13 protein-coding genes are annotated in these 20,353 nt (G+C 48.5%); 5 read left to right on the forward strand and 8 right to left on the reverse strand.

The window, feature by feature from the left end:
• The 4 genes from C6W44_RS02650 to C6W44_RS02665 all read right to left on the reverse strand — a co-directional run bounded on the left by C6W44_RS02650 (nucleotide 1) and on the right by C6W44_RS02665 (nucleotide 5,605).
• A complete protein-coding gene (locus C6W44_RS02650; protein ID WP_105244116.1) occupies nucleotides 1–1,149 on the reverse strand; it encodes an imelysin family protein in 1,149 nt (382 codons plus the stop codon).
• Nucleotides 1,150–1,244: 95 nt separating this feature from the next.
• A complete protein-coding gene (locus C6W44_RS02655) occupies nucleotides 1,245–2,906 on the reverse strand; it encodes a di-heme oxidoredictase family protein (RefSeq protein ID WP_105244117.1) in 1,662 nt (553 codons plus the stop codon).
• A gap of 272 nt (nucleotides 2,907–3,178) precedes the next feature.
• Entirely contained in the window at nucleotides 3,179–4,639 is a 1,461-nt protein-coding gene (locus C6W44_RS02660; protein WP_105244118.1) for an imelysin family protein, read from the reverse strand.
• A gap of 309 nt (nucleotides 4,640–4,948) precedes the next feature.
• Nucleotides 4,949–5,605, reverse strand: a complete 657-nt coding sequence (locus C6W44_RS02665; RefSeq protein WP_105244119.1) for an OmpA family protein — start codon at nucleotides 5,603–5,605, stop codon at nucleotides 4,949–4,951.
• 456 nt (nucleotides 5,606–6,061) lie between these two features.
• Between C6W44_RS02665 and C6W44_RS02670 the strand changes: the two genes are divergently transcribed.
• From C6W44_RS02670 to minE, 5 genes are all read left to right on the forward strand, one after another.
• Nucleotides 6,062–7,027 carry an acyltransferase gene (locus tag C6W44_RS02670; protein WP_105244120.1) on the forward strand — a complete coding sequence of 322 codons (966 nt, stop codon included), beginning with the start codon at nucleotides 6,062–6,064 and terminating at the stop codon, nucleotides 7,025–7,027.
• 267 nt (nucleotides 7,028–7,294) lie between these two features.
• Entirely contained in the window at nucleotides 7,295–8,392 is a 1,098-nt protein-coding gene (locus C6W44_RS02675) for a hypothetical protein (RefSeq protein ID WP_105244121.1), read from the forward strand.
• Nucleotides 8,393–8,527: 135 nt separating this feature from the next.
• Entirely contained in the window at nucleotides 8,528–9,364 is an 837-nt protein-coding gene (minC, locus tag C6W44_RS02680; RefSeq protein ID WP_105244122.1) for a septum site-determining protein MinC, read from the forward strand.
• A gap of 533 nt (nucleotides 9,365–9,897) precedes the next feature.
• Entirely contained in the window at nucleotides 9,898–10,710 is an 813-nt protein-coding gene (gene minD / locus C6W44_RS02685) for a septum site-determining protein MinD (protein WP_075100396.1), read from the forward strand.
• Between the two features lie 2 nt (nucleotides 10,711–10,712).
• A complete protein-coding gene (gene minE / locus C6W44_RS02690; RefSeq protein ID WP_105244123.1) occupies nucleotides 10,713–11,006 on the forward strand; it encodes a cell division topological specificity factor MinE in 294 nt (97 codons plus the stop codon).
• 211 nt (nucleotides 11,007–11,217) lie between these two features.
• Here the strand turns inward: minE and C6W44_RS02695 are convergent, their stop codons facing one another.
• The 4 genes from C6W44_RS02695 to C6W44_RS02710 all read right to left on the reverse strand — a co-directional run bounded on the left by C6W44_RS02695 (nucleotide 11,218) and on the right by C6W44_RS02710 (nucleotide 20,344).
• The gene (locus C6W44_RS02695) at nucleotides 11,218–11,745 is read right to left on the reverse strand and encodes a cytochrome b (protein WP_105244124.1); all 528 of its coding nucleotides are present in this window, start codon (nucleotides 11,743–11,745) and stop codon (nucleotides 11,218–11,220) included.
• Between the two features lie 115 nt (nucleotides 11,746–11,860).
• Complete coding sequence (locus tag C6W44_RS02700; RefSeq protein ID WP_105244125.1) at nucleotides 11,861–12,367, reverse strand: hypothetical protein; 507 nt, start codon at nucleotides 12,365–12,367, stop codon at nucleotides 11,861–11,863.
• A gap of 17 nt (nucleotides 12,368–12,384) precedes the next feature.
• Nucleotides 12,385–13,386, reverse strand: coding sequence for a chemotaxis protein CheB (locus C6W44_RS02705; protein WP_105244126.1), 1,002 nt, complete (start codon nucleotides 13,384–13,386; stop codon nucleotides 12,385–12,387).
• Nucleotides 13,376–20,344, reverse strand: coding sequence for an Hpt domain-containing protein (locus tag C6W44_RS02710; protein ID WP_105244127.1), 6,969 nt, complete (start codon nucleotides 20,342–20,344; stop codon nucleotides 13,376–13,378). The genes C6W44_RS02705 and C6W44_RS02710 overlap by 11 nt, the downstream gene beginning before the upstream one ends.
• Between the last annotated feature and the right edge of the window lie 9 nt (nucleotides 20,345–20,353).

Genomic DNA, 20,353 nt, shown 5'->3' on the forward strand with positions numbered 1-20,353 from the left:
TTAATCGCCATCGGTACTATTAAAGCCCACACGGATACCGAGTGCCGGTATCAGCTGGCGCTTGATAATACGAGTAATGGTGGTCAGATGGTCATACAATTCTTGCTGCGTTGCTTTATCAGCCGTGGCGATATCTTCTGGCATCTGCGCCAATAGCGTGGTGGCATCTGCTAAGGCAGTCGATAGCGTATCAGCGACGTTGTTTTCATTATTACTGCCGAGGATTGCCGTCAGGACAGGGTCGGTCATCGCCTCATTTAACGTGGCTAATTTGGCATTGATAATGGCGCGGCTTTGGCCAGCGGTGGCGGCTGGCACATGACCTTTGGCTTTGCCGGTCAGTCCCAAAGGCTGGTCAATGGCGTTAGATTTCATGGTCTCAACCAATGACAACAAAGAATTAAACCATTGATTTAAGCCCTGATCGCTATCAGCTGTTTTATCAATCGCCAACAGTGTTGTCGCGTTTTTTTGCCAGTCTTTTTCGATGTTTTGTAGGCGCGTACTCAAGGCATCACTGGCGCTTAGCACATAAGCACACTGCCCCGCATCCAAGCGATCATTGGCGTACAGGGCTTCTTCTAGTCCTGGCACCCCTTGCACGATAGCACTCTCATCAGCGAGCTGCTCTGCAGTGAGCTTTGGATTGGCTGCGATCAAATCAGCCACACCGCTATGCACCAGCCTGCGCTCATCAGGGTAGTAGTTGATATATAGGTTGCTCATGCTAGCGGTGGCAGGCCCAAAGTTGATCATCTCAGCGCGCGCCCAGGCTTGTGCCAGCACCAGCCACTGATCCCGCAGCGCTTGCAGCTCATCACCGCTGACTACGTCTGACTGACAGTGCTTTTGTGCCAGATCATGCAGCAGCTCACTTTGACGCGCCGCATCGGCATAGGCAGGAATGACGAGGTCACCTGCCACATGGGTCAGATAGGTCTTTTCTGTCTCAGCGCTGATATCGACAGCAGCGATACGCTCTGTACTGTTATTTTTGTCATCTACAGAAGGCGTAGCAGCGCTATCTTGCGCGACTTCTTGACCCTCAGAGTCTGGCGCTTTGCTTTCATCTGCAGGTTTGACGCAGCTGATTAGCAGGCCCGCACTCAAAGCAGACAGTGCCATTGCTACAGCAGGGTTTATTTTCATAAGTTTCTCGGTATTTGTATGAGTGGTTTTATCAATTGTTTATTGGTCGTTTGCTAAGAGCGCACCCTTTGCCCACACGCCTTTGGTCAAGCAATTTATAGCGACTGCAAGAACGCTGTCAATTCAGCTCGTCCTTGCTTATCTAACTGTAGGACTTTTTGTTTTTGTTTTTCGGCCTCACCGCCGTGCCATAGTACTGCTTCCATCAAGGTGCGTGCACGGCCATCATGCAAAAACGTCGCTTGCGGATCGACCGTTTGGGCAAGACCAATACCCCATAAAGCCGGCGTTCGCCACTCGTAAGAGTTGGCCAAAAACTCTACTTGCGCGTCTTTGGCCGGCAGCTTACCAGCGATCGTCCGATCGGCAAGCTCGTCGCCCATATCATGCAGCAGCAAATCAGTATAAGGATAAATCACTTGTCCGTGCTGCTCAAGATGGTCATCGTCGGTTTTTGGCAACTGATAGCGCGGGGTATGACAGCTTTGGCAGCCCATATCATAAAAGCGTTTTTTGCCAGCAAGTACCAGTTTATCCTCGGCATTGCGGCGATGCGGGACGGCCAGATTGCGTGTATAAAACTCCACAAACTTGGCCACCTCGTCATTGACTTCCACCGGCGGCCTACCACCGCCTTGCTCATCAGCGCCCGTGGTTGCATTGACACACGCCGTTTGCGCAGGCATGCAGGACTCATGAGGACGGATATTTGAGGTCAGCCCCATGTCTTCATTAAAAGCACTTTGGTTCTGTGTCAAAAGCTTGGTTTGTCCTGCTTTCCAGCCAAAGCGTCCCAACGCGGTTTTGCCCGTCTGTGGATCCATGACCCAGTTAAACTTGCCACTGATATCAGAGCTGTCATTATCGACGGCTTGTTTCTTGATATCGTCATCAGGTATTTGTTCCAACAGTCCAAGCCCAATCATCGGCAAGGCCACGCGCGGCGATACCATCATCTCATCATCAAACGCCCCATAGCCAGGGTTGGTTAGATGAAAGGTGGGCGCGCGCAGGGTTTCGACGTGACCATCAGCGAAAGTGACGGGCTTGTCTGTCCACTGCACCGCGATTCTTGCTTCAGCAGGCACGCCCTGAATACCGCGATCTTGTAGCTGGCCGCCATACATCGGATGCACGACTTTTTCGATCAGCGAGTTTTGCAGCTGCGCTCGCTCCTCATCGGTGGTCGCTGGCATCGCCAAACGAATCAGCAAGCTATCGGCATCGTCCTCACTACTCATCGGTGCGTGGCCACGGCCATCCTTGATATGACAAGACTGACAAGCCGCGACGTTAAATAATGCTCCCAGGCCATCACGGCTATCGGTACTGGCAGGTGCGACCACCCACGGCTGACGAAAAAATGCATTACCAATAAAAAAACTGCCCTTACGTGAGGCCGACAGATTGGATGAGGGTTTGGAATAACTCTCGCTACTGGTAATGCTAATGCCCGTGTCGCCGCCTTGTTTGATCTCTTGCGGGTCAAATGTCACCAGCTGCTGCATCGGCACGCCAGCCAGTGCTTCCACGGTTTGCGTACGTTTAGGCGTCAAAGCGGACGCGCCTTCACCACTTGCAACGGCAGTGTCATTGGTGTTTTTATTGGTCGATGCGCTGTCTGACGTGCTATCCGTGGGCTGACAAGCGCTGATGGCGATTGCACCTGCGACGGTGAGCGCAAGTTTCAACGATGTACCTTGTAAGCTTGAAGAAAAGAAAGGGAAAGCAGAGGGTTTGGCAGGAATGACGCTCATAGGTGTTGCCTTAGTTCTCAAGTAGAACCATTAAAATGGCTGGCTATAACAGTATTTCTTCTTATCAATATAACGGTATAAAAATGCATCGACGCTATAAATCAACGTCTGACCTATTTTATTGCACGTAAAAATACGTTGCTAACGGTCGTTAACAACGCATGTATTATATATAACTTGTCCTTTTACAAACATATCTTCCGTCAGCTTTTCATGACTTGTAAAACATAATCGACATCATGAAATTATTCTATGTGAGAGAAGTCAATCGCTTAAAACTGTGAGCCAGCGTCCGCGTCTAAGTTATCGATACCGACTGCTTTTGCCGCATTTTCGATACCATCTGTTAGCGCTTGCAGACTTGTGATACCCGCCTCGATCCAGCCGCGGCGTTTGTTTTGCTCTTCTGCTGAGATGTCATGCTTGCTCGCTTGACCGACCGTTGCAATCATCTGATCGACCTTGATGCCTTCTTTTTCGCCTTTTTCTACGATGACATTAAAGGCGTCTTCGACCTTTTTAAAGTCAGCAGTCAGCTTATCAGCCGCTTCTCGATGACCACTATCGATCAGATAGTTTTTGACACCGTAGCCACCGATGGTTTTGCCAGCGACAGTCTTATAGCTGCCATTAAAGACGTTTTGGATGCCGCGTGCGTTATTGGCATAGCTTAGGTGAGTTAAGTCACTAAAGCACTCGTGCTCATCTTCAGTAGAGCCCGTCACAAACGCGACCTGCATGCGCTCAGAGGCCAGCTCACCTAAGGCCAAGCTGCCCATTTGATACATGATTTGACGTAGGCCATTGTCGTATTTACGCGCCATCAGATCGCTACGTAGAGTGTTTTCGCTCTCAGGCTGCCACTCAGCTTCCATCGCTGTGAGGTCATCTACCAGCAACTGCGCTGCCGCTTTTAAGAACTCGCCGCGACGCTCACAGATACTGACGTCTTCATTGACTGTATCACCGCTGGTACATTGTCCAGCTTCGGTGACATAGTCAGTCACAGGGCGCTCGCCTGCCCCTGCGCTGACACCGTTGGTGTCTTGACCCCATAGCATAAACTCAATCGCATGATAGCCTGTGGTGACATTGGCTTCACTACCGCCGATCTCATTCATATCTGCCAGTAACTCAGGTGTAATATTGCTGGTATCTTGTTTGACACTACCGACCGTGATGCTGTCGCTATTGATGATATTGTCTTGGCTGTTGTACTCGCCTTCGTAGCTATCGCTGACATAGTCGATCAAAGCTTCATCAAGTGGCCACGCATTGACCTGACCTTCCCAGCCATCGACACTATCGATGGCACGCTTATCATTGGCCGTCACAAACCCTTCATCAAAACGGAAAACTTCTGTCTGAGAGTATGGCTGACGCGCCATTTTGTAAGCTGCTTTTGCCGCCTCTAGATTGGCTTCAGTGGGCGTCTCTACATAGGTCTCTACCGCCTTTTGTAGCGCTTTAGCCGTTTCAAGTGAGTCTTTGTAGGCGGCATGAGCCATATTGGCATAGCTGATTACCAATCTGTCAGTATGTGCCTGATCGGTCGCCGATAGCTCGCCGCTGTCCACTGACTCTGCGCTTTGTACTTCTGTTTGACTCTCTGCACTTGTCTCGGCATTTTCGTCGGTTTGTTTGGTGCAACCCGACACCATTAATAACCCTGCCAGCGCAGCAGCCAAAGCGGTGGGGAAAATCTTACGGCTCGTTCCTGTGGTAATCGTCATACACATCCTCAAAGATATTACAAAAGAAAAAATCGTCGTCAGTGCCACAGCGCGTACTGACTTTATCTATATATCATAATGTAGATAAAGTCAGTATCGGTTATTGCGCTTATGTTACGGCATTTATCTAAAACCTCTATGAATTATAGGGTTATTGATAATCATTATCAATATTTAATTCTACATCAGTATTCACGGCGATGGTGAGTGATAGTCTGATATTAGGCATAAAAAAAGCCAGCAATTCGCTGACTCTTTTATGATCGATCTACTTATTATAACTATTTTACTTATCGATAGAACGATAAATTAGTTAACGCTCTGTGGCGAGTTGATGGTCAACTCAACGCGGCGGTTTTGCTGGCGACCATAGTCAGTGCTGTTGTCCGCAACTGGGCGAGACTCGCCGTAAGCCACTACATTGATACGATTAGCAGATACACCGCGTGCTGTTAGGTAGTTGGCTACTGAATAAGCGCGGTCACGTGATAGACCCATGTTATAAGAGGCTGAACCGCGGCTGTCTGTATGACCTGCGATGTTTACCGTGGTCTTGTTATACTGGTTCATGGTCGAGGCCAGCTTATCAAGCGTTGGCTTGAAAGATGAGCTTAGGGTCGCATCATCAAAAGCAAAGGTAATGTTACCTGGCATGACAAGGTCGATGTTACCTGTAGTTGGGTTTTGCTCAACCGTCACGCCTGTACCTGCCATTTGCTGCTCAAGCTGCTTGGCTTGACGCTCCATGTAGTAACCGACGCCAGCACCCAGTGCAGCACCGATAGCCGCATCACGGCCAGTCTTCTCACCGCCTGTTGCTTCAGAGATTACCGCGCCGCCTGCTGCACCTGCTAAAGTACCTAAAGCAGTTTTATTTAGACGCTGTTGTCCAGTGTTAGGGTCAGTGGTACAACCGCTTAATGCCAAGCCTGAAGCCACTGCCGCAATCATTAATTTGTTACGCATAATATTTCCTCTTAAATTTAAACCATTAAAATGACAAATAAATTGGGCTTTTTATAAAGATTTTTCCATTAATCTTATTTAGGTGCTTGTATACACTCATCATTATTATGACAATTACAATCTCATTATGTGTAATATTTTGTCACACCTATGTATGAAAAGTGCAGAATATACTATTAAAAAAGACAGGACTTTATGCGGTTTTCTTCTGCTACGATATCTTTTACTCATGAGCCCTGATAATCATAAAAAAAATTCTTTACCCACAAAGTCACTCGCTCTCACGCCGACTATCAGCCTCATCTCAAAACTTGTTATCGTAAGTCACGTTTACACTCGTACACTATGAGTGCTTTCTGCTAAAATCACTTCGTATATGAACTTACTTCACCATACCTTTTGTCTTAAGCGGTGGACCATAAATATCCCAACAATACCGATTGAAAAGGATTTAGCATGCGACTGACATCTACTATCAAAAAAATACATAAGCGCAGCCCAAAGCTCGGAAAAGCGGTCTCGCTTGCGACGGCGACAGGCGTCATTGCAGCCAACAGCTTCGTTGGTAGTATTCCTTTATGGTTAATGGGCGTGGGCAAAATCATCACCGGCGCACCGATCGCCGATAAAACCGTCATCAAAATCACCAACCACTGGATCAGTAGCAATAATGCCTTGATTGATAACATGTTGCCGCGTAAGGACTGGCGAATCAGCCTGCCCGACGACGTCAATACTGAGGGCAAATATCTGCTCATTAGCAACCATCAGTCTTGGGTCGATACCAGCATTGTCCAATACATCAGCGAAAAACGCTTGCCGCTCACACGGTTTTTTACCAAGTTTGAGCTGATTTATATCCCAATCGTGGGTCAGGCGTTTTACTTTTTAGACTTCCCAATGATGCGCCGACACTCAAAAGAAGCAGTGGCAAAAAACCCTGCCCTAAAAGGCCAAGATATCGAGGAAGCCAAACGTGCCTGCGCGTTGTTAAAAGACAAGCCCTTCACGTTGTTAAATTACCTAGAGGGCACGCGCTTTACCCAAGCCAAACACGAACAGCAAAAATCTCCTTATACACATTTGCTCAAACCACGTGCAGGCGGACTCTCTTTAGCCATCAATGCACTGGGCAGTGAGATGGATGGCCTGCTGGATATGACCATCGTGTATCCTGATGGCGTCCCTACCTACAGCGATCTGTGGAAAGGCAATATCAAACGCTTAGGCGTTGACGTCAGATACCTAGACATCCCAGCTGAGCTGTTTGCTGGGATTAAACGCGGCGGCTACGAAAACGATGAGCAAGTAAAAGCACAAATGTTTGCGTGGATTGAGCAAGTTTGGCGCGACAAAGATCAGCGCATCAGCGCCATGTTAGCAGATTTTGAGCACAACCCTGCCGCTGACCATACTTCATAATAATTGAATGCTGCATGATGGCTAAATAGCAGCCAAATCACTGGTGGCTGGTCTTGCGCGGCGAGCCACGCTATCGGCATTCACGTATCGTTTTTATTGCAAGCGACCGATATCATAAAAGATGGGTTGTTTTTTAGTCCTATTCATTGATAATGTGAGTCATGATCCGCTGATGGTGTGATGATGGTAAGGATGTATGTATCGTACGCCGTCTATCTCACCTATGCTTTGTACCGTTTATCATTTCATCATTAATAAGGTCTGACTGTGCCCGCCTCATCTACTCCTAGCTCGCAGCTGAACACAGCCTCTGTACCCAATCAGTCGACTCGGCTACCTGATTATCCGCCGCCCAGTCGCCCCAATCGGCCAAAGCCAAACCGCGCAAAGCTGGCTTATGACATTGTGATGATCGTGGTCATCAGTATTGATCTGTTGTTGATCAGTATCGATGCGATTTTGATGAGCAATTTTAGCAGTCATGTCGCAGAGTGGCTGCGCATCAGTGAGGCGCTGCTTTGGTATCAAAACACCTTACACGACCCCTTGCGTACCGCTGGTGGGTTTTTTACGATATTTTTGATCGCAGAGCTGTTGCTACGCTGGGCAATTGCAATCAAAGACAACGTATATTATCGCTGGTTCTTTTTTCCTTTTGTGCATTGGTATGAAGTGCTTGGCTGTTTTCCGCAGCTGCGCGCTCTGCGCTTGTTTCGTGCTGTCATCATTGGCCGCCGTCTGTATCAGCTTGGCTATCAAGTACTGCCGCAGCCTTGGATCAATCGCATCAAGTTTTATATTGACCTCTTATTGGAAGAGCTGTCTGATCGCGTGATACTGACCACCATCCAAAACTTTCGGCAGCAGCTGACCAATCCTGAAACACACAAATCCTTTATCGAGTCCACGATAGCGCGCAATCGTCGTGAGATAGAAGCTGCGGTACTCTCCGTCCTGCGCACAGAGCTGGTGCCCAAACTACAGGCACTGACTGCAGCCTCAGGCGGCGGCAGCATACTCGCCCGTGAGATGGGCGGTGCTATCGAAGAAGGCTTGGCCAATACGCCTGAGCTGCGTCGTTATCTGCGCATGATACCCATCGCTGGCAGCCTGATTGAGTCGCAGCTACAGCATGTCGGGCACAATATTGGGGAAAACGTCGTGTACGCTCTCAATAAACGTCTGCTAGACCCTGAACGCTTAGATGAGTTGATGGTGGCCATTGCCAGTGGTATTGCGCAAATAGACACCGACAACAGCGCACTGGACGCTTTAGTCTCTAGTATTATCGACGACAGTTTGACGGAGTTTGAAGCACAGGTAAAAGTCCAGCAGTGGAAACATCAAGACATGCTCAACCTTTGAGCGATACATTTGACCATCAACCCAATGCCAGATAAAGACTGGTATCACACAGCATCACTGAGTCATACAGCGTATGACACGACAATGCATAGTACGGTAAAGACAGCGACAAGATTATCTCTTGAGGATTGATATATGACAGTTTTAGATAATGGCACCCAAGGCGCAAGTGCCGCACCAGCGTTGGCGTTTTATGGCAAGATGCTGACCTTTTCGCGTTTGCAGTTTGGCACAGATGATCTCAGTGCTATCGAAGCTCAGCTTGCAGCCACACTCAGCGGTAAATCGAGCAATATCCCAGTCCTTATCGATAGCGAGGTCGAGCAGGATCTCTCTGCTTTGGTAGAGCTGCTATGGTCGTGGGGACTACAGCCCATCGGTGTCGTCACAGGTTTGCTGGATGCACAGGCGCGTGAGCTGCGTTTGGCCATTTTTCCTGCTGATGGCAAGCGTATCGAGCGCATCTTACCGACCAAAAAACCAGCAACCCAGCGTCAGCAAGTCACCGCAGACCAACCTGCTGAATCAAGCGCGGCCAGCAGTCCAAAAGACAACTCCGCGACAGATAGCACCGCTACCACTGAGACAACGCTCGCTGATGTTGCCGCTGAGACATTGGTCAGCGCTGAACAAATCACCAGCCTTATTTATGACCAAATGCTACGCTCAGGCCAAAGCCTCAATCATGTGGGCGGCGATTTGATTTTGACCAATAGCGTCAATAGCGGCGCTGAAGCCATCACTGACAACAGCCTACACGTATATGGGCGTGCGCAAGGCCGTCTGGTAGCAGGTGCCACCGGCGACAAAGACGCGCGTATCTTCTGTCAAGTCTTTAACCCCTCATTGGTATCGGTCGCTGGCACTTACTGCCTGCGCGACAACCTACCTGAGCACGTGATCGACAAATCAGTACAAGTGCGGTTTGTCGAAGGAGAAGGTTTAGTATTTACAGTCATGGATGATGTATAGCGCTCGTAGACAAAAATGCCAGCCGCAATCAATACCAGCAGCTCTGGCTTGTAAACGTCTGCGCAAATAAAAACATGGCTGGCGACAAATAATGCTACGATATTGGCAGTCTCGCTATAGATAATGACCGCTTTAATAGTACTGTAAGTTTATTTAACAAAACTGCTCTATGATGAATTGCTGGCTCTGCCACTATTTACCCTATTCATCAGCGCTCGTTATATCATCTATTAAGGTGTTTATGTTACGCCGGTCTATAGTCTATAGAGAGGTGTCATAGCACGAGTCATACTGGTATTGATATTGGTATTGGTATTGAACTCGGTATCGTCGTTTAGATATAAATACACTGGCATCTGATGGTGTGCAGGGCGACTGATACAGATTGTTTACTGCCGTATAGACCTGCTATAAATTTTTGTTTATTTATGCTAGGCTACTTTCGCAGGTAGTGCTTATATTTACAGTGAACGATATAAGCGTGCGCTATTTTTTATAATAGATATCCCATTGATTCATAGGAGTGTGCCATTGTGGCGAAGATAGTTGTCATCACTTCAGGTAAAGGCGGCGTGGGCAAAACCACGACAAGTGCCTCTTTTGCCGCCGGTTTAGCATTGCGTGGTTATAAGACGGTCGTTATCGATTTTGATGTGGGTCTACGTAATCTAGACTTAATCATGGGTTGCGAAAATCGAATCGTGTACGACTTTGTCGATGTGATCAACGGCAATGCCCGTTTGTCGCAAGCGCTTGTCAAAGACAAACAGCTTGAAAACTTGTATATCCTTCCTGCCAGTCAGACGCGTGATAAAGACGCTCTGACAGATGAGGGCGTGAGCGAGGTCATGTCTGAGCTATCTAAGCAGTTTGACTATATCATCTGCGACTCGCCTGCTGGTATCGAACGCGGCGCGCAGCTGGCCATGTATCATGCTGATGAAGCCATCATCGTCACCAACCCTGAAATTTCCTCGGTTCGTGACTCAGATCGCATTATTGGTATTTTGCAAAGCCAAACAAAAAAAGTTGCAGAAAACCAAGGCTCCGTCCGTGAGCATTTGGTCATCACGCGCTACAATCCTGAACGTGCAGCAGCAAATGAGATGATGGACATTGACACCATCTCTAATGATATTTTAAAAGTGCCATTGCTCGGTGTGGTGCCCGAAAGCCACTCCGTCTTAGAAGCCTCTAACCATGGTGAGCCTGTGATTCATTATGGCGATTCGGTTGCTGGTCAATGTTATGATGACATCGTTGCCCGCTTTTTGGGTGAAGAGCGTCCGCTGCGTCATATCGATGTGAAGAAAAAGAGTCTACTACAGCGCTGGTTTGGGAGTTAATAATGAGTAAGAAAAAAGGATTTTGGAGTAGCCTATTTGGTACTGATGACAGCAGTAGTGCTGGTAGCGCCAACCTAGCCACTGAGCGTCTTAAGGTCATCGTTGCAAGCGAAAACCGCCTAAACAGTCGTCTCACCGCCGATCGCATCGAAAAAATGAAGCGTGAAATACTAGAGGTGGTCAATAAATACGTCAATGGCGTACAGATTGATGATGTCAATATCAATCATCGCTCCGAAGACAGCTTAGACGTCTTAGAAATGAACATCAATTTGCCTGAGCACAAAAAAAGATAAGTCTAGCAGTACAGCGCCTCTTATCAGCGATTTTGTGACGCATACGAAAAAGCCCTAAGCATCTTACTTAGGGCTTTTCTATGTGGCAATCTGATGGGTGACTTTTAGCAAGTGATATGAACATTACTCATATGAGACGGGCTTCTATTATACCTCGATGCGTCAGTCCATCGCCTACGCCGCATACGCTTAATATCGATACTCAGTGCGCTTATTTCATACGAGCGAGCAGGTTGTCTTTTTTGACAAACTGATGATACAACGCTGCAGCGATATGTAGCAATGTAAAGCCGATAATCATCGGCCAAATGATATCGGTATGCATGTCATTAAAAAAACGCGCCAAGCTTCTATCTGGTGTGACAAATACTGGAATCTGAAACAAACCAAAAATATCTACCGGTCTGCCACCATATACAGACATCAACAAACCCGCCAACGGCATCGCGATCAATGTGGCATACAAGGCAAAGTGCGACAGTTTAGAGACCCACAACTGCCAAGCTGGCATGGGCAGTGCTGGCGGCGCTTTGGTAAAAACACGGTTAATCACCCGCGCGATCATCCAAAACAATAAACTGACCCCAAACGCCTTATGCAAGCCGATATAAAGATTGCTATCGAGGTTTTCGTATAACAATATCAGAATCCAAGTGATTAGCAACAAGACCGCACTAATCCAATGAAACACGCGACTAGTGACTGACCACTTGGACATATTTGACTGTGTGTTATTCATGAGCTGCTCTATTATCCTTATCGCTATTTATGACAGTGATTGGTTGGCAATGCACACAAGGAAAATGAATAGCCGTAGATCTATTTTAAAACAGATTAACGATACCAACCGAACGCTAGCTGTCCATCTCAACCAACTGATGCGCGATTTTTTCTAAATCAGGCACCACATAAACGGTGTCCTCAATCATCACCGTTTGATAAAGGTAGGATAGCATACCCTCTGCCGTAAAGCGTCCCTCGGCGGTAATTTTATCCGCGCTGTCAGAGTCGGCAAAATACGCCTGCCTATCTGTATCTTTCACATCAGAGATACCCACTTGGCGCTGATACAATTGACCTGACGTCTGGAGCGCCATGCGGTGCTCTATGGTGTTACCTTCCAGTATAATCATCTTATCAGGCGTTTGTTCTTGCGTGAGCAGATCAAACACAGGCAATACTTGCTGCTGCCAATGATAGCTGGAGGCGCGCTCATGAGTGTCCTCAATGCTCAAAATCAGACCGCTTGGAATAATCCAATCAGGCTGATTAAAAGCGGGAATAAAAGTGACATCCAGCATACCGTGGTTTGTGGTCAGCAAGCTGACTGCTTCAAACGAGTGTCGTAAAATTTGTTTCATACATCGCTCACAGTAAGTTAACGCAAAGAGGCCGTCGCCTTTTCACCAATATAGTCGGTAAGTTTTTGTGCCAATTGGACAGGGCTGCCGACAAAATCACAATAACCTGAATCAATGATGGCCTGTGGTTGGCTCGGACAAGCACTCAAGCTTGGCTCTTGTGCCCATAATTGGCTGTCATTATCTTGAATAAGATCCAAGTATTGCGAGCCATCATCACCCATACCTGAAAATATGATGTTGATAAGCTCACTGCCGTACACATCGCTGGTGTTTTTTAAAATCTGGCCAATAGCTGGTTTGTATTCACCATCCCAAGGCTGCTCTAGCAGTATCACCCGCCCAGTAGAGTCACAGACTATCTGCTTGTCTATAGGGGCTATCAGACATTGACCAGCTCGCAGACGCTGCGATGAGGTGATGACCTGACAGCGCCAATCGTTGTGGCGATTTAAAATACGGGGCAGCGTACCAATCATGGTTTGGTTAAAATGATGCGCGAGTAAAATACAAATCGGTAGCGTGGGCGATAAGTTATCCAAAAACTCTTTTACCGCGCTCGGCCCGCCCATAGAGGCACCCAAAAACACCACATAATGCCAGTCGTTATCAGTATCATCGCTTTTATACACAGGCGTATGCACCAACACGGGCAGTGCCAGCATCTGCGCCAGCTTACGCTTTAGTTTACGCTGCCATTTAGCATACAGCTGCGCTTCATTGAGATAAGGGGCTTGACTAAATCCCACTAGCACGGCGGCAGGTTTGGAGGCAGCCGTTACCGTCGCCATATCATCGTCATAGTCGCTATCGATCAGCCAAATGTCTATTTCGGCCTCAAAAAGTGCGGTTTTTTTTTGTAATTGCGCACGCGACACACAGTCTATCAGCGCAAAACCGCAGCTACGAACTGTGTCTGAAAACGCCATGCGCTGATGATGGTCTTCGGCCACCACCAGCACCTTTATATTTGCTTTTGTCTTCCCTGTTAGTGCCAAAATACCTGCATTATCCTTCATAAGTTAAGCTGACCTCATCACCCAGCAGTCTCTGGATTTTATCAAGCAGCTGTTTTTCTTGGAACGGTTTGCCCATATAGTCATTTACCCCAATCTCTAAGGCGCGCTGACGATGCTTTTCACCAGTACGCGAGGTGATCATAATGATTGGAATATGCTGTAAGCGCTGATTGTTTCTGACTTGCGTTGCCACCTCAAAGCCATCCATCCGCGGCATCTCAATATCGAGCAATATCATATCTGGCGTGGTTTCTTGTAGTATTTCGATAGCATCGATACCATCTCTGGCAAGCGCCACATTGAAGCCTTGACGCTCTAAGAAACGAGAGGTCACTTTACGTACCGTGACTGAGTCATCCACCACCAGTACCGTCGGTTTTGACTGAGTGCCGCTAGGCTTGGTCACGTTTTTGACCCTTGGAGCATTTCGCATTAGTGCAATCAAGTCCAAAATCGGCATGACCGAGCCATCACCCATGATGGTCGCCGCCGAAATGCCTGAGAGGTTGGATAGCTGCTGTCCCAATGGTTTGACGACCACTTCAATACGTGAGCCTGCAATCTGATCGACCTGTAAGGCGATGTTTTGTCCCGTGCGGTTTTTGATGATGATCAGTGGTAGGCTAGTGTTGGTATTGACCATCAGCTCGTTGAGCTTATTACCCGAGAGAATCTCGTTGAGATAACGTACGCGGTAATCATTCCCTTCAAACGCTAACGTGGCGTCATTGGACTGATAATACTCATAAAGTTTTTCTGGGTTGATACGCACCACACGCTCGATCTGTACCAGTGGAATGGCATAGTAGCGATCGGCTGCACGTACGACCAGCGCATCAGACACTGCAACTGTCAGTGGTAAGCGCATGGTAAAGCGTGACCCTTTGCCCAGCTCCGACACCACAGTGACCGCCCCGCCCAACTGGCGAATCTCACTGATCACCACATCCATACCAACGCCGCGGCCTGAGATTTGCGTCACTTGCTTACTGGTACTCAAGCCGGCATTAAAGATATATTGCATGATATCGACATCAGTCAGGCTATCGTCATTGGCATCGATAAGGCCTTGAGAGATGGCTTTGTTGCGTACGGCTTCTACATCGATACCGCGGCCATCATCCGATAACTGAATGACGACTTCACTCCCTTCGCGGTGCACCTCTAAAGTGATATGACCGCTACGCTCTTTGCCTGCTTTGAGTCGAGCCGAGGTGTTTTCGATACCGTGGTCGACAGCGTTTCGCAGCATATGCTCAAGCGGTGAGGTAATCCGCTCCAAAATGGTTCTATCCATCTCATCATCAGCATTGATAATGGTCAATTCTACAGATTTATTAAGCTCGTTTGCAGTCTGACGGACAATACGCTCCAGACGCGGGGTCAAGCGCGTAAACGGCACCATACGCGAGTTCATCAAACCGTCCTGTAGCTCGGTTTGTGTACGTGCCAGCTGCAGCAGCAAGCTTTCGCTATCACGGGTTTTTTCTAATAAAGTGTGGTTAATATCGACCAAATCCGAGGCCGACTCTGACAATGATTTGGACAACTGATTGAGTGACGAGTACTGATCCATCTCCAATGGATCAAAATCTTCGTTATTAATCAGCTCGTCATCGATTTGCGACAATATCTGTGCTTCAAGCTCCGTCTCCATACGGCGTAGCTGATCGGCCAAGCGCTGTACGGTAATGCCCATCTCTTCGATACTGTTGGTCAAGCTGCTCATACCCATATCGATACGAGCACGGTTGATCGCAGACTCACCCGATAGGTTGATCATATGCTCAATCAAGCCACCTGAGATACGAATCATCTCATTGCTGCTGGCGCTCTGCTCTTCCTCATCGGTCTCTGCAAACATCGACGGCATCTGACTGATGTCTTTTTCTAGATATTGCGAATCCTGTGCTTCTTTTGCCAGCAAGATCGCTGTACGCTGTGCTTGCAGCGACTCTTTTGGTACTTGTTTTAGGCTATTAGGGTTTTTACCAAACTGCTGTAGCGCTTCAATCAGTAGCGTCGGCGTTGGCGGGTTGACCTGTAGACCTAGCATAAATACCGCATCTGCCAGCCAGTCGTGACAAGCAACAATCAATGCTTGAGCTTTTTCGGTTGCAGGACGGCGACGGCTAGCAAAGTTTTTATACGTCGCTTCTAGCTCATAAGCCAAGTCAGCGATGCCGCTGGCGCCGACCATTTTGGCGCCACCTTTGATAGTATGCAGGTCACGCTGTAGCGACTGTAACGCCACGGTATCTTCGGCATCTTGTAAAAACACTTGCAAGTGTTGGTTTTGGTTGGTCAGCTCTTCTGCTTCTTCTAAAAACACTGCCAAAAGATCAGGATCAGGCAAACCATTGGCCCATGATTGCTTGATCATGGTATCTAAGCTGACCGTGTCTGCTACTTCATGGCTCTGCTGGGTATTGTCAGCCTGTGCTTGGGTGTCGGCATCGAAGTGATTGGTCGGTGCTGGTATGATCAGCTCAACCACCGCTGGCAATGTGTCTGCTTTTTCAAACTGTTGTAACTGCTCAATCAATTCTGTAGCAAAAAACGACTGCTGATGACGAACGATATGCATGACTTGCAATGACATGGTGTCCTGCACCATTTGCATAATCTTTAGCCACTGCGCGGTTGGTGTTTTCCTGTTTTCTACAAAGGCTTCATAAATGCTCTCCGCCTCGTGGGTCAGGTCGCCAATACTGCTAATGCCCGCCATTCTTGCGCCACCTTTGATGGTGTGTAAGTGACGCTGCAATACTTTAAGCGCGTTGATATTGGTGATATCGGCACGCCACTTATTAAAGCTTTCATCCAGCGCGTCATCTAGCTCTTGCGCTTCTTCTAAGAAAATCTCAAGCAGCTCTACATCGGTATCGATCGACTCAAGCTGCAGCTCGGGTGCAGCAACCGTGCGAACCATCGACTCGGCATCATCGCCGTCATCGAAGCCAGCAAGCGCCTGCAACTCATGTAGCACTTGCGGGTCAACTTTTAGTGAAGTGCTGCCAGCGAGCGCATCAAACAAGCCGACCAATTGCGCGTGGCCAGCGAGTAATACCGCCTGCACCTCTCCTTGTTTTGCCGATTCTGGATGCCGCTGTAGATAAGCATAAGCGTGCGCCAAACCGCCAAGGATAGCAGTGAATTTTGGAAACTCTTGGGTTTTATTGGTGAGGTGTTTGATTTGGCTAAGTTGCTGCTCTATATAGTGCTGAGCCTGCGAGATATCCCCCTGACTTAGCGCCTCCTCTAGCTCCCACTCAGCGTCTAATAACTCATCAATATTGTCATCCAACAACTGCTCAATCGTTGGCTTATTGTCGGAGGCCGTCTGATCGTCATGGATGAGATACTGCTCACCAAGCATGGCTTGCAATGACGCAATATCTTGCTGGCTTTGGGCATCTTCCACCGAGACATCAGGTTGTTGGACGTTTTGCTTATAATTCGTTAGATAACCATTGATCAGCATCGCTGACCGTGCCAACGCCTCTAAATGCAGCGGCGTCATCGCGGTATCTTGCTGTTGTAGCAACTCTAAACTATGCTCTATCGTCGCACTCACGTCACTGATCGCCGCTAACGCACTAGAGCCTGATGCGCCGCGCAGCGTATGAAAGGCTCGTACAATCTCATCGGTCACCTCAATCTGAGGCTGATCTCGATGCGTGGCAACAAACTGCTCAATGTCTTGTAATAACGCTTCGGCTTCATCGATGAAAATCTCACAGAAGGCTTGCTCTTCTTCGCTCTGCGGCGTCAAAATCACCGGTGCTTCTGCCATCATTTCATTGACAGAAGTAAGCGATTGCAAGGTACTATCTATCTCTATGGCCGCTACAGCGTCCCTTACCTCGCTGTCATCACTACCTTCATAGTCGCTCGCAGCCTCAATCTCATCGGCATCAGTCTCATCCCACCGCTCTGAAGCTAAAGCCAAGTCGTCTTTGTGAATATCAGACGCAGGCGTACTGCCCATTTGCGCCATTAAGGCTGGGTAACTAAAGTCCTGAGATTTTTGTTTGCTATAGGCGTTTGCACAGGCAATCCATAACGGTATCAGTGCTGGATACTCTTCACCACCTTGCTCAAAGGTAGCGAGCATCGCTGGGTAAGCGGCTAATACATCAGCCATTAGCTGAGTGATATCTGCTGTCACCTCAATACTGCGATCCAGTACACGATTGAGCATATTTTCAATGGCCCAAGCCAGCTCAGCGCTATAGTTGGCCCCGACCATGCGGCCTGAGCCTTTTAGGGTATGGAAGCCGCGGCGAATATCCGTCAAGGCATCTAGGTCAGTAGGAGACATGCGCCAGTTTTCATACAAAGGCACGATTTCGCTCAATACCTCTTCGGCCTCTTCGATAAATATCTCTTTAATATCAGGGTCTGCATCATTGGCATCGGCTGGTAGCTGCCCAGCATCTGGCATAAAGGGCGCAAGCACTGCTGGAACCTCAAGATCAAACAAAGACACCGTTTCACCGCGCACTTCGGTATCGGCTGTATCCATACCGACCTCATTAGACGCAACGGCATCATTACTCTGTGATGCAGCGACGTCAGCTGCCACTTGCACTTCATCAGCCAGCATTTCCGCCTCAGCCCCTGACTCGGTGTCAGAGATGGCCAATGCAGACTCGCTCTCGGCCAATCCTGCGTCGATAGGCTTTCCGCTCAATAGGTTACGGCTTTGCAAAATTGTCATAGCAGGATCCACACTTGGCGGCCGTTTGGCTTGAAAGTCGGCGACCAGAGTGGGCAGATGCGTTGTGGTTTGCGTGACCAGTGTTACCACGTCTTCGGTGACGGGCAAGGTTTTGTCCAACAATCGATTCAGCAAGTTTTCGATAGACCAAGCCATCTCACTGATGCTAAAAGCCCCCACCATGCGCCCTGAGCCTTTTAGAGTATGGAAACCTCTGCGCACTTCTGTCAAGGGTGTCAAATCCTGTGAGTCTTGCTGCCAAATAGGCAAAAAGTCTTTTAAATCAGCGATCACTTCTGTGACTTCTTCGATAAATATTTCACGGATATCAGCATCTGCCTCAAAGCTATCAGGCTGCAGCTGCGCGCGAGCCTCGGCCAATGCCTCACTATCCTTATGCGTAGCACTGTCATCGTGCACGTTGTCATCACGCATGTTGTCATCCTCTAGCGCATCATCGGATGGCTGGGCAGATAGATCATGACTGGCAGGAGCAATCTCACCGCTGTCATCATAGCGCAGCACGTCAGTTGCGGCAGGTGTCTGGGTATGAAAAGTATCACTAACCATCTCTGGTGCCTCAATATAAGCATCAAGCAGTGCTTCTGCTCTGGCCGTATGCTCACTTGCGAGCGTTAATAGCTGCTGATCAAAAATCTGCTGAGCCAGATAGTCTAACAACAGCTCAATTGACGTCAGTGCTTCCGCCAAGGCTTGCGTCACATCCCAACTCAGCGCATCAATCTCGTGCGTTTTTAGCTGGCTAAAGATATGCGCGATCTGATCGGTGGTTTGGCAGATCGTTGGTAACCCCATATCATCAAAGGCTTGACCGATTTTTGCAAAGTCAGCAGTCGTCGGTAGCAGCTGCACTTCTTGACGCTGTATATACTCATTAAAGCTCTGTTTGACGTCTTCGACAGCGATGCGCAGCTCACGCAGCCCTTCACCCGCCGACACAGCATCAGCACTTGTGACGGGTTGATCGTTGGCACAGTCAAGCACATCAGAAAAAGGAACAAACGCGGCGGCCTCACCAATCTTTTGCGAGATCACTTGCTCCGTATTGTAAATGGCGCTGTATAGCTCTTGCAGCTTTTGTTCAATTTGCCATTGTACTTGGGTCAGCGCCGCCTCAGACGCAAGCGCTTGCTCTATCTCGGTCAGTATTTCTGCCACTTGTGCGGCATAATATGTCCAACCACGCCCCTCCAGCTGGGTTTGTATCTTTTGCAGCGGATACAACAGTGTGGTTGGCTTGTCTAAATGAAAAACCAAAGTCTCAAGTTCACTCAATATACGCGGTAAAAAACGCGACTCTACCGCCGAGCTTTGGGGCAAGTTGCTCAGTATCGACTGCGTATTGTCACTGCTTTGGTCGAGACCACTTAGCTCGATATAAATATTGGTTATAAGGCTGTTGATGACACTTGGCACAGGCGGTGTTTGCTGTACAAAAGCGTCAATGATCTGCTCAAGCTCGCTTAACAGAGGGGCATACTGCTTAGGCAACGGAGCCGTATTTTGCGCAAGCTCACTAAACCACAGCTCAGTCAAGTACCAAAGCTGCTGCAAATCTTCATCTTGGCTCGTCTGCTGCAGGTATTGGCTGACTTTTTCTAGCGGGGTTAATAACGGCGGCTGATTACTATTAACACTTAACAGCACCTGTACTTGTTGTCGCCAGACGAGCAATAACTGCTGGTATTGCTGCTCGTCTAGATGCTCGGTGACGTCATCTGTTCGCACTGGTACGGCCAGCTCAAACCCATCCACAGCCGCATCTGTGTCAGTTTTTTGATGCAATGCGCCCTGCTGAATAGCGCTGGATGCCAATGATGACCCACTAGCCGCTCCCAATTGCGTTAGCACCTCAAACAGTTGCTCCGCGGCGGCCGTGATTGGGGCGGTATGGTGACTGCCAATGCGAGCATACTGATTTAGCGCTCGCTGCAACAATCGGTGCGCAAGCTGACCCACGCGGCGCGCCTCGCTAGCTAGGCCATCGCGGCCACCAACTTCTGCTAATGCGCTGAGCTTGTATGCCAGATCTGCCAATGCCGGTAGATTGCTCATGATGAGCGCACCACCGAGCTGATGATAGGGCACGACCATGTGCTCATAATTGATGGGATCAGCGTCTAATTGCCAGCCATCCGATACCTGTGATAATTGCTGATTAAATAGAGGGAGCAACCACTCAAGCGTCACTATGTCATTGGGCTGGTTTTTCATAGGGTCATC

The organism is Psychrobacter sp. Marseille-P5312 (genome assembly GCF_900291405.1).
Lineage (GTDB): Bacteria > Pseudomonadota > Gammaproteobacteria > Pseudomonadales > Moraxellaceae > Psychrobacter > Psychrobacter celer.